The sequence below is a fragment of the Agromyces kandeliae genome (assembly GCF_009674665.1).
Taxonomy (GTDB): Bacteria; Actinomycetota; Actinomycetes; order Actinomycetales; family Microbacteriaceae; genus Agromyces; species Agromyces kandeliae.
Window position 1 is genome coordinate 1 of the sequence record NZ_WKJD01000009.1, and the last position, 19,361, is coordinate 19,361.

At 72.9% G+C, this 19,361-nt stretch carries 19 protein-coding genes; 6 read left to right on the forward strand and 13 right to left on the reverse strand.

Going from position 1 to position 19,361, the window contains the following annotated elements; genetic code table 11:
• Window positions 1–143 precede the first annotated feature (143 nt).
• Both GJR97_RS05400 and GJR97_RS18690 read left to right on the forward strand, forming a co-directional pair.
• Entirely contained in the window at window positions 144–1,604 is a 1,461-nt protein-coding gene (locus GJR97_RS05400; RefSeq protein WP_154345508.1) for an aspartate aminotransferase family protein, read from the forward strand.
• Window positions 1,605–1,789: 185 nt separating this feature from the next.
• The gene (locus GJR97_RS18690; protein ID WP_195760613.1) at window positions 1,790–3,355 is read left to right on the forward strand and encodes an FAD-dependent oxidoreductase; all 1,566 of its coding nucleotides are present in this window, start codon (window positions 1,790–1,792) and stop codon (window positions 3,353–3,355) included.
• A gap of 11 nt (window positions 3,356–3,366) precedes the next feature.
• On the opposite strand, the gene GJR97_RS05410 is transcribed toward GJR97_RS18690, so the two are convergent.
• The 4 genes from GJR97_RS05410 to GJR97_RS05425 all read right to left on the reverse strand — a co-directional run bounded on the left by GJR97_RS05410 (window position 3,367) and on the right by GJR97_RS05425 (window position 6,548).
• Complete coding sequence (locus GJR97_RS05410; RefSeq protein ID WP_154345510.1) at window positions 3,367–4,206, reverse strand: Pr6Pr family membrane protein; 840 nt, start codon at window positions 4,204–4,206, stop codon at window positions 3,367–3,369.
• Window positions 4,207–4,278: 72 nt separating this feature from the next.
• On the reverse strand, window positions 4,279–5,052 hold the full coding sequence (locus tag GJR97_RS05415) for an amino acid ABC transporter ATP-binding protein (protein WP_154345511.1): 774 nt from the start codon (window positions 5,050–5,052) through the stop codon (window positions 4,279–4,281).
• Entirely contained in the window at window positions 5,039–5,704 is a 666-nt protein-coding gene (locus GJR97_RS05420; RefSeq protein WP_324613190.1) for an amino acid ABC transporter permease, read from the reverse strand. The genes GJR97_RS05415 and GJR97_RS05420 overlap by 14 nt, the downstream gene beginning before the upstream one ends.
• A gap of 31 nt (window positions 5,705–5,735) precedes the next feature.
• Entirely contained in the window at window positions 5,736–6,548 is an 813-nt protein-coding gene (locus GJR97_RS05425) for an amino acid ABC transporter substrate-binding protein (protein ID WP_154345512.1), read from the reverse strand.
• 341 nt (window positions 6,549–6,889) lie between these two features.
• On the opposite strand from GJR97_RS05425, the gene GJR97_RS05430 reads away from it, so the two are divergent.
• Window positions 6,890–7,222 (forward strand): hypothetical protein, encoded by a 333-nt coding sequence (locus tag GJR97_RS05430; protein WP_154345513.1) that lies wholly within the window; start codon window positions 6,890–6,892, stop codon window positions 7,220–7,222.
• Window positions 7,223–7,300: 78 nt separating this feature from the next.
• Here GJR97_RS05430 and GJR97_RS05435 read toward each other — a convergent pair whose 3' ends face one another.
• From GJR97_RS05435 to GJR97_RS05445, 3 genes are all read right to left on the reverse strand, one after another.
• Window positions 7,301–7,768, reverse strand: coding sequence for a PaaI family thioesterase (locus GJR97_RS05435; protein ID WP_229276017.1), 468 nt, complete (start codon window positions 7,766–7,768; stop codon window positions 7,301–7,303).
• Between the two features lie 197 nt (window positions 7,769–7,965).
• Complete coding sequence (locus GJR97_RS05440; protein WP_154345515.1) at window positions 7,966–9,177, reverse strand: acyl-CoA dehydrogenase family protein; 1,212 nt, start codon at window positions 9,175–9,177, stop codon at window positions 7,966–7,968.
• A 46-nt stretch (window positions 9,178–9,223) separates the two neighbouring features.
• Window positions 9,224–10,390: a CaiB/BaiF CoA transferase family protein gene (locus GJR97_RS05445; RefSeq protein ID WP_229276018.1), complete on the reverse strand. Its 1,167-nt coding sequence runs from the start codon at window positions 10,388–10,390 to the stop codon at window positions 9,224–9,226.
• A gap of 213 nt (window positions 10,391–10,603) precedes the next feature.
• Here GJR97_RS05445 and GJR97_RS05450 point away from each other — a divergent pair, with 213 nt between their 5' ends.
• The gene (locus GJR97_RS05450) at window positions 10,604–11,971 is read left to right on the forward strand and encodes an NAD-dependent succinate-semialdehyde dehydrogenase (RefSeq protein WP_154345517.1); all 1,368 of its coding nucleotides are present in this window, start codon (window positions 10,604–10,606) and stop codon (window positions 11,969–11,971) included.
• 111 nt (window positions 11,972–12,082) lie between these two features.
• On the opposite strand, the gene glsA is transcribed toward GJR97_RS05450, so the two are convergent.
• Together glsA and GJR97_RS05460 are read right to left on the reverse strand one after the other, a co-directional pair.
• Window positions 12,083–13,345 carry a glutaminase A gene (glsA, locus tag GJR97_RS05455; RefSeq protein WP_324613191.1) on the reverse strand — a complete coding sequence of 421 codons (1,263 nt, stop codon included), beginning with the start codon at window positions 13,343–13,345 and terminating at the stop codon, window positions 12,083–12,085.
• The gene (locus tag GJR97_RS05460) at window positions 13,342–13,707 is read right to left on the reverse strand and encodes an iron chaperone (protein WP_154345518.1); all 366 of its coding nucleotides are present in this window, start codon (window positions 13,705–13,707) and stop codon (window positions 13,342–13,344) included. The genes glsA and GJR97_RS05460 overlap by 4 nt, the downstream gene beginning before the upstream one ends.
• An 86-nt stretch (window positions 13,708–13,793) precedes the next feature.
• On the opposite strand from GJR97_RS05460, the gene GJR97_RS05465 reads away from it, so the two are divergent.
• Complete coding sequence (locus tag GJR97_RS05465) at window positions 13,794–14,063, forward strand: acylphosphatase (RefSeq protein WP_154345519.1); 270 nt, start codon at window positions 13,794–13,796, stop codon at window positions 14,061–14,063.
• A 63-nt stretch (window positions 14,064–14,126) separates the two neighbouring features.
• On the opposite strand, the gene GJR97_RS05470 is transcribed toward GJR97_RS05465, so the two are convergent.
• Window positions 14,127–14,906 (reverse strand): FHA domain-containing protein, encoded by a 780-nt coding sequence (locus GJR97_RS05470; protein ID WP_154345520.1) that lies wholly within the window; start codon window positions 14,904–14,906, stop codon window positions 14,127–14,129.
• A gap of 196 nt (window positions 14,907–15,102) precedes the next feature.
• On the opposite strand from GJR97_RS05470, the gene GJR97_RS05475 reads away from it, so the two are divergent.
• Complete coding sequence (locus GJR97_RS05475) at window positions 15,103–15,462, forward strand: SPW repeat domain-containing protein (RefSeq protein ID WP_154345521.1); 360 nt, start codon at window positions 15,103–15,105, stop codon at window positions 15,460–15,462.
• On the opposite strand, the gene GJR97_RS05480 is transcribed toward GJR97_RS05475, so the two are convergent.
• From GJR97_RS05480 to GJR97_RS05490, 3 genes are all read right to left on the reverse strand, one after another.
• Window positions 15,452–15,781, reverse strand: a complete 330-nt coding sequence (locus GJR97_RS05480; protein WP_154345522.1) for a hypothetical protein — start codon at window positions 15,779–15,781, stop codon at window positions 15,452–15,454. The genes GJR97_RS05475 and GJR97_RS05480 overlap by 11 nt on opposite strands.
• A gap of 104 nt (window positions 15,782–15,885) precedes the next feature.
• The gene (locus GJR97_RS05485; protein ID WP_154345523.1) at window positions 15,886–17,517 is read right to left on the reverse strand and encodes a response regulator transcription factor; all 1,632 of its coding nucleotides are present in this window, start codon (window positions 17,515–17,517) and stop codon (window positions 15,886–15,888) included.
• A 139-nt stretch (window positions 17,518–17,656) separates the two neighbouring features.
• Window positions 17,657–19,276: a response regulator transcription factor gene (locus GJR97_RS05490; RefSeq protein ID WP_154345524.1), complete on the reverse strand. Its 1,620-nt coding sequence runs from the start codon at window positions 19,274–19,276 to the stop codon at window positions 17,657–17,659.
• Window positions 19,277–19,361: the final 85 nt, after the last annotated feature.

A 19,361-nucleotide genomic window follows, 5' to 3' on the forward strand; every position in this document is an offset into this window, starting at 1 on the left:
GCTGGCTCGACCCCGCCACCCACGGCGGCATCAACCTCGGCTTCCCCCAGAACCACTGACACCGCCACCGAGGTGACGCGAACGGTCGTGCCGCGCTCGACGCACGACCGTTCGCGTCATCTCACCGGGTGAAAGGACCCCTCATGACCGACACGCTCATCCCGGCCGCGATCGACGAGGCGACTGCGGCGACCGACCAGACGGATGCCGCGACCGCGGCGTCGTACGTCGACCGCCACGGCGCGCGCCGCGCCCTGCCCGACGCGGCCGCCGAGGCGCAGGTCCGCGCCGACGACCGCACCCACGTGTTCCACTCGTGGAGCGCGCAGGCGATGATCGACCCGCTGCCCATCGCCTCCGGCGACGGCGCGACGTTCCGGGACTACCAGGGCAACGCGTACCTCGACTTCTCGAGCCAGCTCGTGAACCTCAACCTCGGCCACCAGCACCCCGACCTCGTCGCCGCGATCCAGGAGCAGGCCGGCCGCCTGGCCACGATCCAGCCCTCGATGGCGAACGACGTGCGCGGCGAGCTCGCCCGGCGCATCGCCGAGGTCGCCCCCGGCGACCTCGACAAGGTGTTCTTCACCAACGGCGGCGCCGACGCGAACGAGTACGCCGTCCGCATGGCCCGCGAGGTGACCGGGCGCCGCAAGGTGCTCTCGATGTACCGCAGCTACCACGGCGGCACCGCCACGGCGATCTCGCTCACCGGCGACCCGCGCCGCTGGCGCAACGAGCCGTCCGACGGCTCCGTCGCCCACTTCCTCGGGCCGTACCCGTACCGCTCGTCGTTCCACGCGGAGTCGGCCGAGCAGGAGACCGAGCGTGCGCTCGCGCACCTCGAGCAGGTCATCACCCTCGAGGGCGCCTCGACGATCGCCGCGATCATCATCGAGACCGTCGTCGGCACGAACGGCGTGCTCGTGCCCCCGCCCGGGTACCTGCAGGGGGTTCGGGCCCTCGCCGACGAGTACGGCATCGTCTACATCGCCGACGAGGTCATGGTCGGCTTCGGCCGCATCGGCGAGTGGTTCGCGGTGAACCACTTCGGCGTGACGCCCGACCTCATCACCTTCGCCAAGGGCGTGAACTCGGGCTACGCGCCGCTCGGCGGCGTCGTCATCTCGGATCGCATCGCCTCGCACTTCGACACGGTGGCGTTCATGGGCGGCCTCACGTACTCGGGTCACCCGCTGGCGTGCGCGCCCGGCGTGGCGACCTTCGAGGTGTTCGAGCGCGACGGCATCCTCGAGCGCGTCCGCGACCTGGGCGCCCGGGTCGTCGGTCCCCGCCTCGCCGAGCTCGCCGAGAAGCACCCGTCGGTGGGCGAGGTCCGCGGGCTCGGACTGTTCTGGGCGATCGAGCTCGTCCGCGACCGCGAGACCCGCGAACCGTTCGTGCCGTTCAACGCCGCCGGGGCCGACGCGGCGCCGATGGGCAGGGTCGCCGCGGCCTGCAAGCAGGCGGGCCTCTGGCCGTTCGTCCACTTCAACCGGCTCCACGTCGCGCCGCCGCTCGTGATCAGCGAGGAGGACCTCGTCCGCGGGCTCGACATCATCGACGCGGCGCTCGACGTCGCGGACGCCGAAGTCGGGGCGTAGCGCTCCGACTCCCCGCCCGGCGCATGAGGATCCGGGGTCCACGGCCTCACCGGGGCCGGTTCCCCGGATCCTCATGCGTCCACCGCCGGGTCGGACGGCTCGGCGGCACCGCGGCACGCGCGCTCCCGGGCGCGGCCGAGCGTGCATGCCGGGCTGCCCGATCCCGAGCGGCTAGCCTGAGGCACATGGACGCACGGGGGCCCGCAGGGGGGATGCCGCGGCGCGCGTTCCTCGCCGCGACCCTCGGCGGGCTCGCCGTGACCCTCGCCGCGTGCACCGATGGCACGCCGACCCCCACGCCGACGCCGACGCCGACCCCCACGCCGACGCCGTCGCCCTCGCCGACCCCGGGCGGCGTGCCCGCCCCCGAGGCGTTCCTCCGCTCGAGGTGGAGCCGCGACCCGTTCACGCGCGGAGCCTTCAGCTTCGACGCGGTCGGCTCCACTCCCGCCCTCCGCAGCGCGCTCGCGGAACCGATCGCCGACCGGCTGGTCATCGCGGGCGAGGGCACGTCGGCCGACGCGCCCGGAACGGTCCACGGCGCCTACGCCGAGGGCATCCGCGCGGCGCGCACCATCGCCGACCTCGCCGACGAGGGCGACCGCATCGCGGTCGTCGGCGCCGGCATCGCCGGACTCGCCGCGGCGCGGACGCTCGCGGACGCGGGGCACGATGTCGTCGTCGTCGAGGCCGGGAGGACCCTCGGCGGGAGGCTGCGCACGGTCGAGGACGACGCGTTCGGCGGCCCCGTCGTGCTGGGCAGCGTGTTCGCGTCCGACGGCGCCGAACTCCGACCGGTCCTCGCGGAGGCGGGGGTGGCGACCCGTCCCTTCACGCCGGTCGTCGAGGTGCGGACACCCGACGGCTCCGTCGCCGAACCCTCGCCGGCGGGCTGGGACGCCATCGCCACCGCGCAGGAGTGGGCCGCCGGGAACTCGGCCGACGTGTCGCTCACGAGCGCGCTGCTCCGCTCGGGCGCGGTGCCGATCTCGGGAGAGCCGGGCGCCGACGGGCTGAGCCCCAGGGACTGGCTCGTGAACGCGCTCTCGACCGGCGTCGAGCCGACGACCGGCGCAGCGCCGACCCGCGTCTCCGCCCAGCGATTCGACCCCGACCTGGTCTGGCGACCGACCTCGCGGGTCGTCAGCGGCTGGACGGCCCTCGTCGACCGGCTCGCCGACGGCCTCGCCATCGCCGGATCGAGCGTGGTCACCACGGTCACGGTCGACGACGACGGAGTCAGCCTGCGCCTCGACACGGGCGAGTCGCTGCGCATGCACCGGGTCGTGCTGACCGCGTCGATCGGCGTGCTGAAGACCGACACGATCGCGTTCGACCCGCCGCTCCCCCTCCTGCACCAGCGGGCGATCGGCGTGCTCGGCATGGGGGCGTCCGACGTCGTGTGGCTCGCCTTCGACGAGCCGTTCTGGCGAGCGGATGCCGCGGCGCCGACCGACGGCACCGAGAGCGACGTCACGGAGGGCGACGAGGGCGGCGCGACCGACGAGCCCGCTGCAGCGGGCGCCTCCGACGACGACGACGACTCGGGGGCCGACGCCGACGCGAACGTGTTCACCCTCGTCGGCGCGACCCCGACGGTGGCCGCATGGCTCGATGTCGGCGTCGATCCGCGACGCCCGATGCTGCTCGGCGTCCTCGCGGCCGAGCACGCGCGCCGCATCGCGGAGCTCGACGACGACGACGCCCTCGCGGAGGTGCTGGCCGCGCTCGAGCCGTTCGCCACGGGATAGCCGGACGGCGGTCACCGATCCGCGAGCGCCGCGGCCCGGCTCCTCGCGCGATTCCGGGCCGCGACGCGTCGACGCACCCCGCGGAGCGCGAGCCGCCGGTGCACGCCCACGAGCACCGACGTCAGCCCGACGAAGATGACCAGCACGAGCAGGCAGTAGACGGCCACGCCGAGCGGGCCGCCGACCTGGCTGGCGTCGAGGAAGAAGTACGGGTACCAGCCGATGTCGGCGCCGCGGATCAGCGTGTACACGAGCCATCCGCTCGGGAACACGAGCACCAGCCCGATCGTCGCCCACGGCACGGGCGGGTTGACGGCGATGATCGCGTCGACGGTCCACGCGACGAGCGCGAGCACGGGCACGACGAAGTGCAGGAGCGTGTCCGACCACGGCACGTCGAGGCGGTAGTCGCGCGTCGACGCCTGCACCGCGATGAGCCCGAACACGATCCCCGAGACCAGCAGGTACACCGTGACGATCGTCCGGAACGCCGCGAGCACGGGCGGGTCCCGGTGCTGGGTGAGCGCGTACCCGGCGGCGACGAGCAGCACGACGACGGCGAGCATCGCCGACAGGATCGTGAAGTAGCTGAAGAAGTTCACCGACGCGAACAGCGGGAACTCGAGCACGTACTGGTAGTTGCCGATCAGCGCGACGATCTCGACGACCGCGATCGCCAGCCGGAAGGCGCCGAGTGCGCGCCGCGACATGGTCGTCCGGGCCGGCGCCATCGCGGCGGCCTCGGGAGCGGTCCGGGCCGGAGCGCCGGCGTCGTCGGGCGCGACCGGCGGCGCCGCCCGCGTCGCGGCACTCCCCGCCCCGGCACCGGAGCCGAGGACGCGCGCGGACATGCCCTCACGGTAGTCGCCCCGGCTCCACGCCCGTCGGGGATACGCCGGTCGGCCCGCCGGTCGCCTCGGATGTCAGTCGAGCGGCCGCAGGATCCGGTCGAGGAAGCGCCGCGTGCGCTCCTCGCGCGGGTTCGTGAAGATCTCGCGCGGCGCGCCGCGTTCGACGACGACGCCTCCGTCCATGAACAGCACCTCGTCGGCCGCCTGCCGTGCGAACTGCAGCTCGTGGGTCACGACGACCATGGTCCAGCCCTCGTCGGCGAGTTCCTTGATGACGTGCAGCACCTCGCCGACGAGCTCGGGATCGAGCGCGCTCGTCGGCTCGTCGAAGAGCAGCAGGTCGGGCTTCAGCGCCAGCGCCCGGACGATGCCGACCCGCTGCTGCTGGCCGCCCGAGAGCTCGTGCGGGTACTGGTCGCGCTTCTCGGCGAGGCCGACGCGTTCGAGCAGGGCGGATGCCTCGGCGAGCGCCTGCGCCTTGGGCATGCGCTGCACGCGGATCGTCCCCTCCACCACGTTCTCGAGCACGGTCATGTGCGGGAACAGGTTGTGGTGCTGGAAGACCATCGCCGACCGGTCGCGCATCGCCAGGCGCTCGGCCTTCGCGGGCGGCCGGGCGAAGTCGATCGCCGGCCCGCCGTCGAACTCGAGCGTGCCGGCATCCGGCGTCTCGAGCCCGTTGAGCGAGCGGAGCACGGTCGTCTTGCCGGACCCGCTCGGTCCGATGAGCGTCACGACCTCGCCGCGCCGGACCGAGAAGTCGATGCCGCGCAGCACCTCGTTCGACCCGAACGACTTGCGGATGCCGCGTGCCGAGAGCAGCACGCGTGCGTCAGTGGGCGACATAGCGGTCCAACCTCTTCTCCAGGCGCGTCTGCCCGCCGGAGAGCGCCAGGCAGAACAGCCAGTAGATCAGCGCGGCCTCGAGGTACAGCAGCATGAACTGCTGGCTGAACGCCGCGATCTGCTGGGCGACGCGGAACAGCTCGGTCACGAGGATCAGCGACGCGAGCGACGTGTCCTTCACGAGCGAGATGAACGTGTTCGACAGCGGCGGCACCGAGACGCGGGCCGCCTGGGGCAGGATGACCCGGCGCAGCGCGGTCGACCGCGACATGCCGATCGTGTACGCCGCCTCCCACTGCCCCTTCGGGACCGACAGGATCGCGGCGCGGATCACCTCGGCCGCATAGCCGCCCACGTTCAGCGAGAACGCGATGATCGCGCTCGGCCAGGGGTCGATCACGAGCCCGATCGCGGGCAGGCCGTAGAAGATCACGAACAGCTGCACGAGCAGCGGGGTTCCGCGGATCACCGAGATGTAGAACCGGGCGATCCCCGACACCACCCGGTTCCTCGACAGCCGCATGAGCGCGACGGCGAGCGCGAGCGCGAGTCCGATCGCGAACGACGCGAGCGCCAGCGGGATCGTGCCGGTGATCCCGCCCCACACGATCGGCCAGAACGACTCGAGGAACAGTTGCAGGCCCTCGTTCACGGGATCACCGCCTTCCTGGGACGGCGACAGGCTACTCGGTGACGTCGGCGCCGAAGTACTTCTCGCCGATCTCGGCGAGCGTGCCGTCGGCCAGCAGCGTCGCGAGCGCCTCGTCGATCGCGGCGACGAGCGCGTCCTTGTCCTGCGTCAGCGCGAACGCGCTCTCGGACGACTCGTCGGTCTCGACGGCGGCCTCGATCGCGGCATCCGGCGTCGTGTTCACGTAGTCGAGGAACGTGAGCCGGTCGTTGACGGTGGCATCGACGCGTCCCTGCTGGAGCAGGGACACGGCCTGCGCCCAGCCCTCGACGGCCTCGACGTTCGCGCCGGACTCGGTCGCGAGCTCGTACCAGTTGCTCGTGAGCGACTGCGCGGTGGTCTTGCCGGCGAGGTCGTCGAACGACGTGATCGACGTGTCGCCCTCGTTCACGACGATGACGCCGCGCGAGATCGTGTAGGGCGTGCTGAAGAGGTACTGCTCCTCGCGCTCCGGCGTGATCGAGACCTGGTTCGCGATGACGTCGAAGCGCCCGGCGTCGAGGCCCGCGAAGATCGCGTCCCACTGCGTCTCCTGGAAGGCGATCTCGAGGCCGAGCTCGTCGGCGACGGCTTCGGCCACCTCGACGTCGTAGCCGACCAGGTCGCCCGAACCGTCCTCGTGGTAGCTGAACGGACGGTACGTCCCCTCGGTCGCGACGGTGAGCGTACCGGCCTGGACGAGGCCGAACTCGTCGCCCGCGGCATCCGACCCACCTGACGCCCCGTCGCTCGTCGAGCACGCGGCGAGCGCGAGGACGGCGGCGGATGCGGCGGCGAGGCCGAGCAGGGTGCGGGTGCGAGTCATGGATGGTGCTCCGTTCGTGACGTGGAAGGTGCCGGCGGATGACGCCGGCGGCCGCAGGCGGCGGTGAGCCCCGGCGGATGCCGATGAGTCCGGCACGGCCGGGGCCACGGGGTGAAACCGCGCGACGCCGAGTTTCATTTCCGATCGGGCCGGATTCGCAGTCGACGCGAGTCCGGCCGGCCGTCCGGAGCGGCGGCGATCGGCCCATGCGCGCGCGGGCATACACGGTCCGCGGCCTCGCGCGCAATGGGCCGCGAGGCTCTTGTCCGCGTGGCTAGGCTGGCGCGGTCGAGGGGCGGATCCCCTCGTCGCACCGCCCCCGCAGAACCGAAGGAACCTGAATGATCACGCTCTCCTGGCTCCTCCTCATCGCCCTCGCCGGCGGCGTCCTCGCGATCGTCGACGGCATCTGGCGCCTGCGCGCCCGCGGCGGATCGACGGTGATCGGCATCATCGAGATCATCGTCGCCGGCCTCTTCGTGCTGTCGCTGTTCCTCACCGGCATCCCCTTCGGGTCGCTGGTGCTGGGCATCGCGACGCTCGTCGTGCTCGTCGTCGCCCTGATCATGCGCGGACGCCTCGGCATGACCCTCACGATCATCGCCCTGGTGCTCGTGGCGATCTGGATCGTGCTCGAGAACCGCTGGCTGGTGATCCCCGGCATCAACAGTTGACCGTGCCCGGCGCCGAGCGCCGGACACGACCGAGGCCGGCACCCGTCAGGGGTGCCGGCCTCGCCGCTCGCCGGGACCTCAGGCGGTTCGCGCCTCGGTGACGCGGCGCTTTTCGCGCACGTACACCTCGCGGCGGACCCGCGCGACCACGTCGCCGTCGGCATCGACGATGTCGGTCTCGAACCACTCGAGCACCTTCGCGCCGCCGTGCGCGCGTCGCCGCAGCTCCTCGACGCGTTCGCGCGGCACCTCGAACCTGGCCGTGAGCACGCCCCGGCCGGGCTTCACGAACTCGATCTCGCCGCGCGTGTCCCACACGACGAAGTCGCCGCCGAGCTGGTGCCGCACGAGCATGAAGAAGTACGGGTCGGTCATGGCCGACATCGACCCGCCGAACGCGGTGTTCACGTAGTTCCGCGTGAACAGGTTGACGTGCAGCGCCACCTCGGCGCTGGTCCAGTCGGGCGCGAATCGCCGCACCCGGATGCCGCTGAACAGGTTGGGTGCCCAGAGGCTCATGCCGATCGCGAGTCGTCGTGGGGTCATGCGCATCCGATCAGTGTGACGCGCCGCTGCGGCATCCGCTCGTTCGTCGTGGTTTCCCCACAATCGCTCGCGCACCCGCCGGCACTGCTGATGCGCCGTGCGACGAGAGAATGCCGAATGCACCGCTGGACGCGACGAGCGGTGCGACCGGCATCCCCTCGCGGAGCGCACGACGCCCGAGCGGGCGGGCCGCCCGCCTAGAAGGCGCTCAGGCCGGTCAGAGCCCTGCCGATGACGAGCTGGTGCACCTCGTCGGTGCCCTCGTACGTGCGCACCGACTCGAGGTTGGCGGCGTGCCGCATCACGGGGAACTCGTTCGTGATGCCGTCGCCGGCGAGGATCGCGCGCGCCTCGTGCGCGATGCGCAGCGCCTCGCGCACCGAGTTGAGCTTGCCGACCGAGATCTGGGCGGGCGTCAGCGCGCCGCGCTCCCTGAGCCGGCCGAGGTGCAGCGCGAGCAGCACGCCCTTCTCGACCTCGACGAGCATGTCGGCGAGCTTGGCCTGGATCAGCTGGTTCGCGCCGATCGGCCTGCCGAACACCTCGCGCGAGATCGAGCGCCCGAGCGCGGACTCGAGGCACGACCGGGCCGCGCCCATCGCGCCCCAGACGATGCCGTAGCGCGCTTCGTTGAGGCATCCGAACGGGCCCGACAGGCCGCGCGCGCCGGGCAGCATCGCGTCGCCGGCCAGTCGCACCCCCTCGAAGGTCACGTCGCACTGCACCGACGCCCGCATCGAGAGCTTGCCGTCGATCGGCGTCGCCGTGAACCCGGGCGTCGCGGTCGGCACGAGGAAGCCGCGGACGACCCCGTGGTCGTCGCCGCCCTCGTCGTCGACCTTCGCCCAGACGACGGCGACGTCGGCGAGCGACGCGAGCCCGATCCAGCGCTTCGCGCCGTCGACGACCCACTCGTCGCCCTCGCGCCGCGCGGTCGTCGTCATCGCCGCGGGGTCGCTGCCGCCCTGCGGCTCGGTGAGCGCGAAGCATCCGATGAGCTCGCCGGCGGCCATGCCGGGCAGCCACCGCTCCTTCTGCGCCTCCGACCCGTACTTGTGGATGGCGCTCATGGCGAGCGAGCCCTGCACCGACACGAACGTGCGCCAGCCCGAGTCGGCGGCCTCGAGCTCGAGGCAGACGAGCCCGTAGGCGACGGCGCCGGCCCCGGCGCATCCGTACCCGGTCAGGTGCATGCCGAGGAAGCCGAGCTCGCCGGCCTCGCGCACGAGCTCGCGACGGAAGTGCTTGTCCTCGAAGTCCTGCTCGATGACGGGTGCGATGCGCTCCTGCGCGAACCGTCGCGCCCGGTCGCGCCATGCCAGCTCGTCCTCGGTGAGCAGGGCGTCGAGGTCGAAGACCGCGTCGATGCGGGGTGCGATCACGGTCGTGTCGGAATCGGTGGCGGTCATGTCGGTCCTTCCAGGTGGTCGTGGGCCTCGAGGGCGGATGTCGCGGTCAGCCGCGCGGGAGCCAGTCGGCGCCGTGGTGGGCGTCGAGTGCGGGCGGTGGGGTGCGGTACCGCGCGCCGTCGCCGCCGAGCCGGATGGGGTTCGCGATCGACCGGTGCGGCGACGACGCGTCGTCCTCCTCACGGGTCTCGGCGACCGCGTCGAGCCCGAGTGCGTCGGCGAAGGAGATCGCCTCGGCCACGTCGTTCACGAGCCCGGCCGGCACGCCGGCGACCGTGAGCGCGTCGGCCCAGTGCCCAGCGGATGCCGCGGCCAGCGCCCGCTCGAGCGTCTCGTGCAGCTCGTCGCGGTGCGCGACGCGATCGGCGTTCGTGCGGAACCGCGCGTCCTCGACGAGGCCCGAGAGCCCGAGGACGTCCGCGAGCGCGGCGAACTGGCGGTCGTTGCCCACCGCGATGACGAGCTCGCGATCGGCCGCGCGGAACACGGCGTACGGCGCGATGCTCGGGTGCTGGTTGCCGAGCCGTCGCGGAGGCCGGCCCGTCGCGAGCGTCGACGACGCCTGGTTGGTGAGCGCGGAGAGCAGGCTCTGCAGGAGGTTCACCTCGACGAGGCGCCCTTCCCCGGTCCGGTCGCGCTCGCGGAGCGCGAGCAGGATGCCGGCGACGGCGTTCTGCCCGGTGAGCACGTCGACGAGCGCGACGCCGACCTTCGACGGCTCGCCGTCGGGGTCGCCCGTGATGCTCATCAGTCCGCCGACGGCCTGCACGAGGAGGTCGTACCCGGCGAGCGCCGCGCCCTCGCCCGCGCCGAAGCCCGTGATGGAGCAGTAGACCACGCCGGGATTCAGTTCGCGCACCTCGGGGTACGCGAGGCCGAAGCGGGCCATGACGCCGGGCCGGAAGTTCTCGACGACCACGTCGGCGGTCGCCGCGAGCCGGCGCGCCTCGGCGAGCCCCGCGGCATCCGTCAGGTCGAGCGCGACCGAGCGCTTGTTCCGGTTCACGCCGCCGAAGTACGTGGCGCGGCCGGTCGCGTCGACGGGCGGGCTCCAGTGACGCGTGTCGTCGCCCGCGGGGGGCTCGACCTTGATGACGTCCGCGCCGAAGTCGGCGAGCATCATGGTCGCGTAGGGCCCGGCGAGCACGCGCGAGAAGTCGGCGACGCGGATGCCCCGCAGCGCGCCGTCCACGACCCGGTCCGCCTCAGCCATCCGCCCTCCTCGGCGATCGGACCCGGCCCGCGCGGGTCCCTCCGTCACCATACCCACGGGCCTCGAGGGCCCCGTTGTACAGCACGTCCATCAGCTCCCGCCGATGCGCCATCGCGTCGATCGCCTTCCCCGTGGATCGGCCTAGGCTTGGAGGCGGCGTGCACCGTCGTCGCCGTCCGGGCTGACGAGTGCACCGAAACCCAGAGGAGTCCCATGACGAACTACGCCGTCGTCAACCCGGCCACCGGAGAGACGGTCAAGACGTATCCGACCATCACCGACGCCGAGCTCGAGGCCGCGATCGCGAGCGCCGCCGAGGCGCACCGCACGTGGGCCAAGTCGACCACGGTCGAGGAGCGCGCCGCCCTGATCCGCCGCGTCGGCGAACTGCACGTCGAGCGCCGCCAGGAGCTCGCCGAGATCATCGTGCGCGAGATGGGCAAGCCCATCGAGCAGGCCCTCGCAGAGGCCGACTTCGCCGGTGCGATCTACGAGTACTACGCCGACAACGCCGCCGAGTTCCTGAAGGACGAGCCCGTCGCCCTCCTCGACGGCGAGGGGTCGGCGGTCATCCGCCGCAGCTCGCTCGGCCCGCTCCTCGGCGTGATGCCGTGGAACTTCCCGTACTACCAGGTCGCGCGCTTCGCGGGCCCGAACGTGATCATCGGGAACACGATCATCCTGAAGCACGCCGAGCAGTGCCCCGAGTCGGCCGCCGCGATCGAGCAGATCTTCCGCAACGCCGGCGCGCCCGAGGGCGTCTACGTGAACGTCTACGCGTCGCACGACCAGATCGCGACCGTGATCGCCGACCCGCGCGTGCAGGGCGTCTCGCTCACCGGGTCCGAGCGCGCCGGTGCGGCCGTCGCCGAGCTCGCGGGCAAGCACCTGAAGAAGGTCGTGCTCGAGCTCGGCGGGTCCGACCCCTTCATCCTGCTCTCGACCGACGACCTCGACGCGACCGTGCAGAACGCGGTCGACGCGCGCCTCGACAACAACGGCCAGTCGTGCAACGCGGCAAAGCGCTTCATCGTGATCGACGAACTCTACGAGCCCTTCCTCGAGAAGTTCACGGCGAAGATCGCCGAGGTCGAGGCGACCGACCCGACCTCATCGGACTCGGCGCTCGGCCCGCTCTCCTCGCTGAAGGCCGCCGAGGGTCTCGACGACCAGGTCAAGCGCGCGGTCGAGCACGGCGCCACGCTCGTGCACGGCGGCTCGCGCGACGGCGCGTTCTTCCAGACCACGGTGCTGACGGACGTCACGCCCGAGAACCCGGCCTCGAAGGAGGAGTTCTTCGGCCCGGTCGCGCAGGTCTACCGCGCCGCCGACGAGGCGGAGGCCGTCCGCCTCGCGAACGACATCCCGTTCGGCCTCGGCTCGTACGTCTACACGACCGACCAGGAGCAGGCGATGCGCGTCGCCGACTCGATCGAGGCCGGCATGGTCTTCGTGAACCTCGTGCTCGCCGACGGCGCAGAGCTGCCCTTCGGCGGCGTCAAGCGCTCCGGCTCGGGCCGCGAGCTCGGCCGCTTCGGCGCCGACGAGTTCGTGAACAAGAAGATGATCCGCATCGGCTGATCGACCGTCGAACCAGCGAGGCGCCCCGGGGCAACCGCCCCGGGGCGCCTCGCCGTCCGGGCGCGCGACGGGTCGGCGCGTCGGAACGCTGCGCTGGCCTCGCGCAGGGCGTCAGTCGCGTTCGGCGAGTCCGAACAGCTCGAGCACCCGGTCTGGTGCGCCGACGGCGTGCACCTCGACGCCCGCCGCCTCCGCAGCAGCGGCGGTCTCGCCGAGCAGCTGCTCCGCGACGCCGGCGACGACGGTGACGTCGCCGAAGTCGAGGCGCACGACTCGGGCGTCGGTGTGCTGGAGCACCCGTCCGACGTCGTGGACGATCTGCTCCGCGGCGACGAAGTCGAGCTCGCCACGGAGGTCGAACGTGACCGTCCCCGCCTCGGCATCGACGTCGACCTCGGCGACCGGCGAGACGGGCTCGGCGACGTGGTCGAACATGTGCAGCCCGAACCGGTCGGAGAGCGCCTCGAGCATGGCGACGCCGCGGGCGCTGTTGCCCGCTTCGTCGAGGGGCGGTGCGTAGACGCCCACGCCGAACTCGCCGGGCCGCACGGCCACGATGCCGCCGCCCACGCCCGACTTCGCCGGCATCCCGACGCGGAACGCCCACGCGCCCGACCGGTCGTACATGCCGCAGGTCGCCATCACCGACAGCGTGTCCCGTGCCGCCCGTTCGCCGACCACGCGGTCGCGAGTGATCGGGTTCATGCCGCCGTTCGCCAGCGTGGCACCCATGATGGCGAGGTCGGCCGTGGTCACGCGGAGCGCGCACTGCCGGAAGTACGGATCGGTCGCGGCATCGACGTCACCGGTGGCGAGGGAGCCCGCCGCGAGCGCGAGTCCCGCCAGCGCGCGGTTGCGGTGCCCGGTCTTCGCCTCGGACCGGTACACCTCGTCGTCCAGGTCGAGCTCGCGCCCGGCGAAGCGCGAGAGCACGTCGCGGATCCTCCGGTATCGCTCGTCGGCGTCATCGGCGGGAACGAGGGAGGTGGTCACGATCGCACCGGCGTTGATGAACGGGTTCTCGGGGCGTCCGCGCTCGTCGAGGCTGATCGCGTTGAACGGCTCGCCGCTCGGCTCCACGCCGACGCGCTCGTGCACGGTCGCCGCTCCGAGCTCCTCGCACGCGAATGCGTACACGAACGGCTTCGACGCCGACTGGATCGTGAACGGGGCGTCTGCGTCGCCCGCCCCGTAGGCCCGGCCGAGCACGCTCGCGATCGACACGCCGAAGGCCCCGGGGTCCGCGTCGGCGAGCTCCGGGATGTAGTCGGCGACCCGCCCCTCGGTGATCCTCGCGGCCACGTCGCGCAGCGTGTCGGCGAGCACCCGGTCGACCGCAGCGCCGAGCAGGCGCGGCCGCTCCTCGGCGCTCACCCGCGTCGGCGGCCGGATGCCGCGTCGATCTCGTCGCGGCGCAGGCCGACGAGGCGGCGCACTGCCTCCTCCGGCAGCGGATGCTCCGGGGTGAACCGGACGGTCCCCTTGCTGCGGTCGAACCCGTCGAGCACGTCCGCTGCCTGGTCGATCGCCGCCGGACTGAACGGATAGAGCCCGATGTGCGTCTTCGCCTCCATCACCGCGAGCAGCGGCTTGCCGGCGTAGCGCAGCGCAGGCATGCCGTAGCTGCGGCCCTCCTCGACGTCCGGCACCACCTCGCGCGCGACGAGGAACACGCCCTCGACCGCCGATCGGGCCGGCTCGTGGAGCCCGGCGACGTACTCGGTGACCTCCCCCATGCCGGTCATCGTACGCGCGGGGCGCGGGCGCGGCATCCGTGCGGTCGCGCGACACGCGGTCTACCCTCGTCGCAGGGGAGGGTCGAATGATCCGGCAGCGCGTCATCGTCCACGGCCGCGTCCAGGCGGTCGGCTTCCGGTTCAGCGCGCGCGTCGAGGCGCAGCGGTTCGGGGTCTCGGGCTGGATCCGCAATCGCAACGACGGCGCGGTCGAGGCCGAGATCGAGGGGGATGCGGCATCCGTCGACGCGATGCTCGCGTGGCTCGACGAGGGCCCGCCGGGCGCAGAGGTCACCTCCCTCTCCACCGCCGACCTCGAGCCGACGGGCGAGCGCGGCTTCCGCGTCCTGAGCTGAGGCCGGCGATCGGATGCCGCGACCGGTCGCCGTCGCGCGCGCCGCGGCCCGTCGACGCGCCGGCTACGGGAGGTTCCCGCTCAACGTCGCGACGCCGAACGCGAGGGCGGCGCCCCCGACGCCGAGCACCAGCACGGTGACGATCGCCGCGACGAACACCGGCAGCCCACGAGTGCGCTTCGGGACCTCGAAGCCCATCGGCGCGGTGCCGTCCGACCCCGGGTCCATCGGCGACGGATCCGCCCCGGCCTGGCTGGGCGCGACCACCGCGCCCGGAACGCCGCCGACGACCGGCATCGGCGGCGGCTCGGGCACCCGGGTCAACGCGTCCTTCGCGAGCTGGACGAGCGCGGCCGCCATTCCCGCCAACGGTGCGGCGATCCACCCCGCGACCCCCGTCAGGCCGGTCGCGAGCTGCACCAGGACGCCGACGCCGAGGAGCATCAGGGTGACCAGCCCGCCGACGACGACGGCCCGCCCGATCCGCACCCTGCCGCGGCGGAGCACGACGCGCGGTAGGGGTCGCTCCCGCGGCCCGAGGTACGACATCTCGAGCGAGCCCAACCGGACGAGGTCGCCGGGGTGGAGTTCGAGCGGCCCGGCGGTCGCGTCGCCGTTGACCGTGGTGCCGTTCGTGGAGCCCGCATCCTCGATGGTCACGTGGTCCCCCGCGCGCAGGAGCCGGGCGTGCCGGCGACTCATGCCGTCCGCGTCCAGGACGATCCCGCAGGACGGATCGCGCCCGACCGTGGTCGCTCCCGGCGGGATCGCGAGGCGTCGTCCTCCCCACCGGCCCCCGACCACGAGGAGGGTCGGTTCCGATGCTGCGTGCTGCGGTGACATCCGACGTGCCTGTCATGGGCCGCCGGCGATGCGCCGGGGACCACGCGTCGAGCGTACGCCGTGCCGTCGGGCTCGACCACTCCGGGCTGCGCGGCGGGGGTGCCGCATCACTGCCCATTGACCGGACGGTCGGTCGGGAATACCGTTGAAGTGACACCCAGATATGGGAGCCACCACCTGAAGGAGGTTGGTTTTCATGAAGAAGTGGACGCGATGGGAAGACTGGGTGGCGATCACCGCCGGTCTGGTAGTCGCACTGTCGACGATGTTCCTCACCCAGATGGGAGCATCCGTGTCGATCATGCTCGTGCTCGGCGTGCTGCTCGTCGTCTCGGGCGTCGTGAACCTCGCCTGGCCGGGCGCGGTCGCGATGGAGTACGTGCAGGGCGGACTGGGCGTGCTCCTGATCATCTCGCCGTGGGTCGGCCGCTACGTGGAGACGGGCGCCTTCGGGCCCGCGTGGATGTCGTGGATCTGCGGCGCGATCGTCGTGATCGTCGCCGCCCTCGCCATCCGCCCCGCGATGCGCGCGCACCACGACGCGATCACGCACTGATCGATGCGTTCCGGCTCCGGGTCCGCGAGGGGGGCGTGCCCGGGGTTCCGGCGCGCTCGCGTGCGTGGAACTGCTGCAGGCACAGCACGAGCATGATCGCCGAGGCCACCAGGTAGAACGAGTGGAGCAGCCAGATCGGTCCGAACGGCAGGCTGAACACGTAGAGCGAGTACACGGCGTTCGCGCCGTTGATCATGACGATGCTCCCGAGGCTGTACGACCCCACGTCGTGCGTGCGGAGGGCCTTCCACACCATCGGCAGGTTGGCGGTCGCGAACACGACGGCCGCGACCATCCCTGCGAACACCGGTACATCCATGCTCGCGACGCTACGCGCGGCACGATCCCGGCCGCGTCGGGAGAAGCACGCAACTTCGCGTCGGACGCCGATGGGTCGTTCTACCCATGCCCGCACCCAGGCGATCAGACGAGGCGGTGCTCGAACGCGTAGGCCGTCGCCGCGGCCCGGCTCGGGACGTCGAGCTTCGCGAAGATGTTGCTCAGGTGACGGGCCACCGTCTTCTCGCTGAGGTGGAGCTCCGACGCGATCTCGCGGTTGGTGATCCCGCGCGCCACCAACCGGAGCACCTCCGCCTCCCGACCGGTCAGGGGGGTGTCCCCGGGCGCTCGCTCACCACGCTGCCGCGCGAGCGCCGCGAGCGCGACGACCGCGCCGAGTTCCGCGAACGCCGACTCGGCCAGCTCCTCCTCGGGCTCCGCGGCCTCGTCCTCGTCGAGGTCGCGATGCGCCCGCGCCATGAGCACCCGGCACCGCGCGACCTCGTAGGGTGCGCCGACCTCGACCCACGCCTCGCGGGCGGCGCGGAGGCGCGTGAACGCCCCGGCCGCGTCCTCGCCGGCGAGCCGGACCTCTCCGTCGGCGTACGCCGCGATCGCGCGGAGCATGACCGACGCGTTCGACCGCTGCATCGCGGCCAGCTCGTCCGCAGCGGCCCGCGCCGCATCGAGGTCGCCCGCGGCCACCTCGATGCTCACGACGGCGGGCAGCAGGTGGCATCGGGTGGCGGGGTCGGCGCCCTGGGCGCTGCGACGCATCAGGCTCTGGGCGAGCGCCGCCCGGCCTTCGTCCAGGCGGAGGAGCGCCAGCCCGGGTTGCGGGTCCCAGCCCGACTCCGCGGCCTTCAGGAACCTCGCCTCCGCGGCGTCGAACTCGCCCCGGAGTCGCAGCACCTCTGCCTGCTGGTAGTGCGCGCCGAACGCCGCTCCGAAGTCACCGGCGACCAGTCGCTCCTCGGCGAGCTGTGCCGCCGTCATGGCGTCGGTCCACGCCCCGTGCAGGCGGAACAACTCGGCGCGGTGCGCGTGGCACTGCCCGCTGAACGCGACGAGGGACGGCTGCTCGCCGCACCACCGGTCGAGCGCACGCGTCCACTCGACCGCACGCCCGAGCTCGAACGTCAGGTGGCAGTAGCCGATCACGGCGCAGTACACGATTCCGGATGGCACTGGGCCCACCTCGCCCGCGGTGACCGAGACCATCACCTCGTCGAGCATCCGGATCCCCCGGGACGGGTCGCCGGCCATGATCGCGGCCTGGCCGCTGCCGAGGAGCGCGAACGCGGCCACGTCCGGATCGTCCGTGCGTTCGGCGATCTCGCCGGCCCTGCCGAAGAGCTCGATCGCCCGGCCCGCCTCTCCCGCGTAGAGCGCGCCCAGCGCCTCAGGGACGAGCACGAATCCGGCGGCGGCCCCGGGCTCGTCGAGTCGTTCGATGAGCCGCTGCGCGCGTGCGAGCCACCCCATGCCCTGCGACGGGTTGCCCGAGTTCATCGACTGGAGGCTGATCCAGGTCGCGGTGTAAGCGGCGCGGTCCGCGCGGCCGGCGGCCAGGTGCGCCTCGTGGGCGAGCGTGCCCAGCTCGATCACCCGCTCGCCGAGGCCGACGAGGTCGGCCGCCATGGCGAACCGGTCGAGGTCGTCGCCCGACAGCGTGGCGGGGCCGCCCTCCGCGCGATCGTACCGATCGACGGCATCGCTCCACCGCCGCTCCGCGTACGCGGTGCGCGCCTGCTCGAGAATCGTCGCAGCGACCATCGCCCTCGGATCGGTCCGCGCGACCGGTCGACCGCGCGGCGCAGCCCTCCCGCGAACCGTACCGCGCAGCCCGCCGGGCGGCAATGCCGATCGCCCGGCCGCCCGGTGCGTGCCCATCGCGGCGGCCACGGCCGCAGGATCAGACGAGGCCGTGCTCGTACGCGTACGCCGTCGCCGCCGACCTCGTCGAGACGCCGAGCTTGGCGAAGATGTTGCTGAGGTGCCGGTCCACGGTGCGCTCGCTGAGCGTGAGCCGCTCCGCGATCCCGCGATTGGTGAGCCCCGTCGAGACGAGCTGCAGCACCTCCGCCTCCCGGGCGGTGAGGTCCCGGGTCCGGCGCTCCCCCATCCGAGCGGCGGCCTCCGCCAGCGCCGGCTCGGCGCCGAGCGCGAGGAACGTCTCGCGAGCTCCGCGGAACTCCACGTCGGCCGCGTCGCGGTCGCCGAGCGAGGCGTGCGCGTCGGCCGCGACCAGTCGTGCCCGCGCGCGCTCGTATGGCGCACCGGCCTCCAGGAACCCGCTCGCCGCCCGCCCGGCGTCGGCGAGCGCGCCGACGGCGTCTCCCGAGGCGAACCGCACGCGGGCCGCGGCCAGGGCGACGATCGCGTCGAACAGCGGCGTCCCCATCGTGTCGGCCGATCCTCGCAGTTCGTCGAGTGACCGGCGGGCGGCGTCGAGGTCGCCGGCTGCCGCCTCGATCTCGACGGCGGCGGGGCGCACGAATCGGCCGATGAACGGCACTCCCCCCGCCAGCGTCCGACGGACCTCGGACCGGGCCTGCCCGGTCCGCCCCATGACGAACAGGAGCAGCGCCGAGCCGGGCTGGGGCTCCCAGCCGGACTCCCGCGCCAGCCGGAAGGATTCGGATGCGGAGTGGAACGCGCCGCGGAGCCGCTGCACCTCGCCCAGCGCGTACGGCGCGCCGTGCGCCGCACGGAAGTCGCCCGCACGGAATCGCGCCATCGCCGACTCCGCGGAGGCCGCCGCGGCGTCCCAGTCCCCACGGACCAGCTGGATCTGCGCCAGCAGCGCGGAGCGCTGACCGCTGAAGGTGACGAGCGACGGCTGCGAACGGCACCAGTGGTCGAGGGCCTCGCTCCACGCCGTCGCGCGATCGAGGTCGCTCGCCATGATCGCGTCGGAGATCATGGCGCACAGCACGTCGCCCGTCTGGAACGGCCCGGTCCCGCCGGCCTCGATCAGGTCCATCGTGCGGTCATGGATCGCGAGCGCCTCGGTGAGCTCGCCGCCGGCGATGAGCGCCTTCGCGACCACCAGCGAGGCGCTCGCGATGAGTGCCTGGTCCCCGTGTCGTTCGGCGACGGCGAGGCTCTCCTCGCCCATGCGGCGACCCTCGGACAGGTCACCGCTGTTCAACTGGGCCACCGCCGGTCCCAATCGGACGGTCGCGGACAGCAGCGGATCGTCGAGTCCGGCGGCGATCTGCATCGCGCGGGAGGACCATGTCTGCGATTCGGAACGGTCGCCGACCTCGAAGAGCTCGAACGCCATCCACGCGGCCCACCTCGCCGCTGCGGCGCCGTCGGATGCCTCGAGGTACCCGCCGTACGCCCGCGCGCCGGCGTCGAACGCGGAGTCCCGGTCGCCGCGGAGGATCGCCGCGGTCGAGAGGAGCTCGAGGTCGGCGGCGCCGAGCCCACCGTCCGCGTCGGCCCGGGCGAGGTATTCGACCGCATCTGCCCACCGCAGCTCCCCTGCCGCGGTCCTGCCGGCCTCGAGCGCGCTCGGCGACGTCATCGTGCTCCTCCGCGGCCGCCCCCGGGAGCCGTCCAGCCCGGAACGGCCGCCGAGGCACAAGCTAACGCCGCGCGCGCCGCGGCCG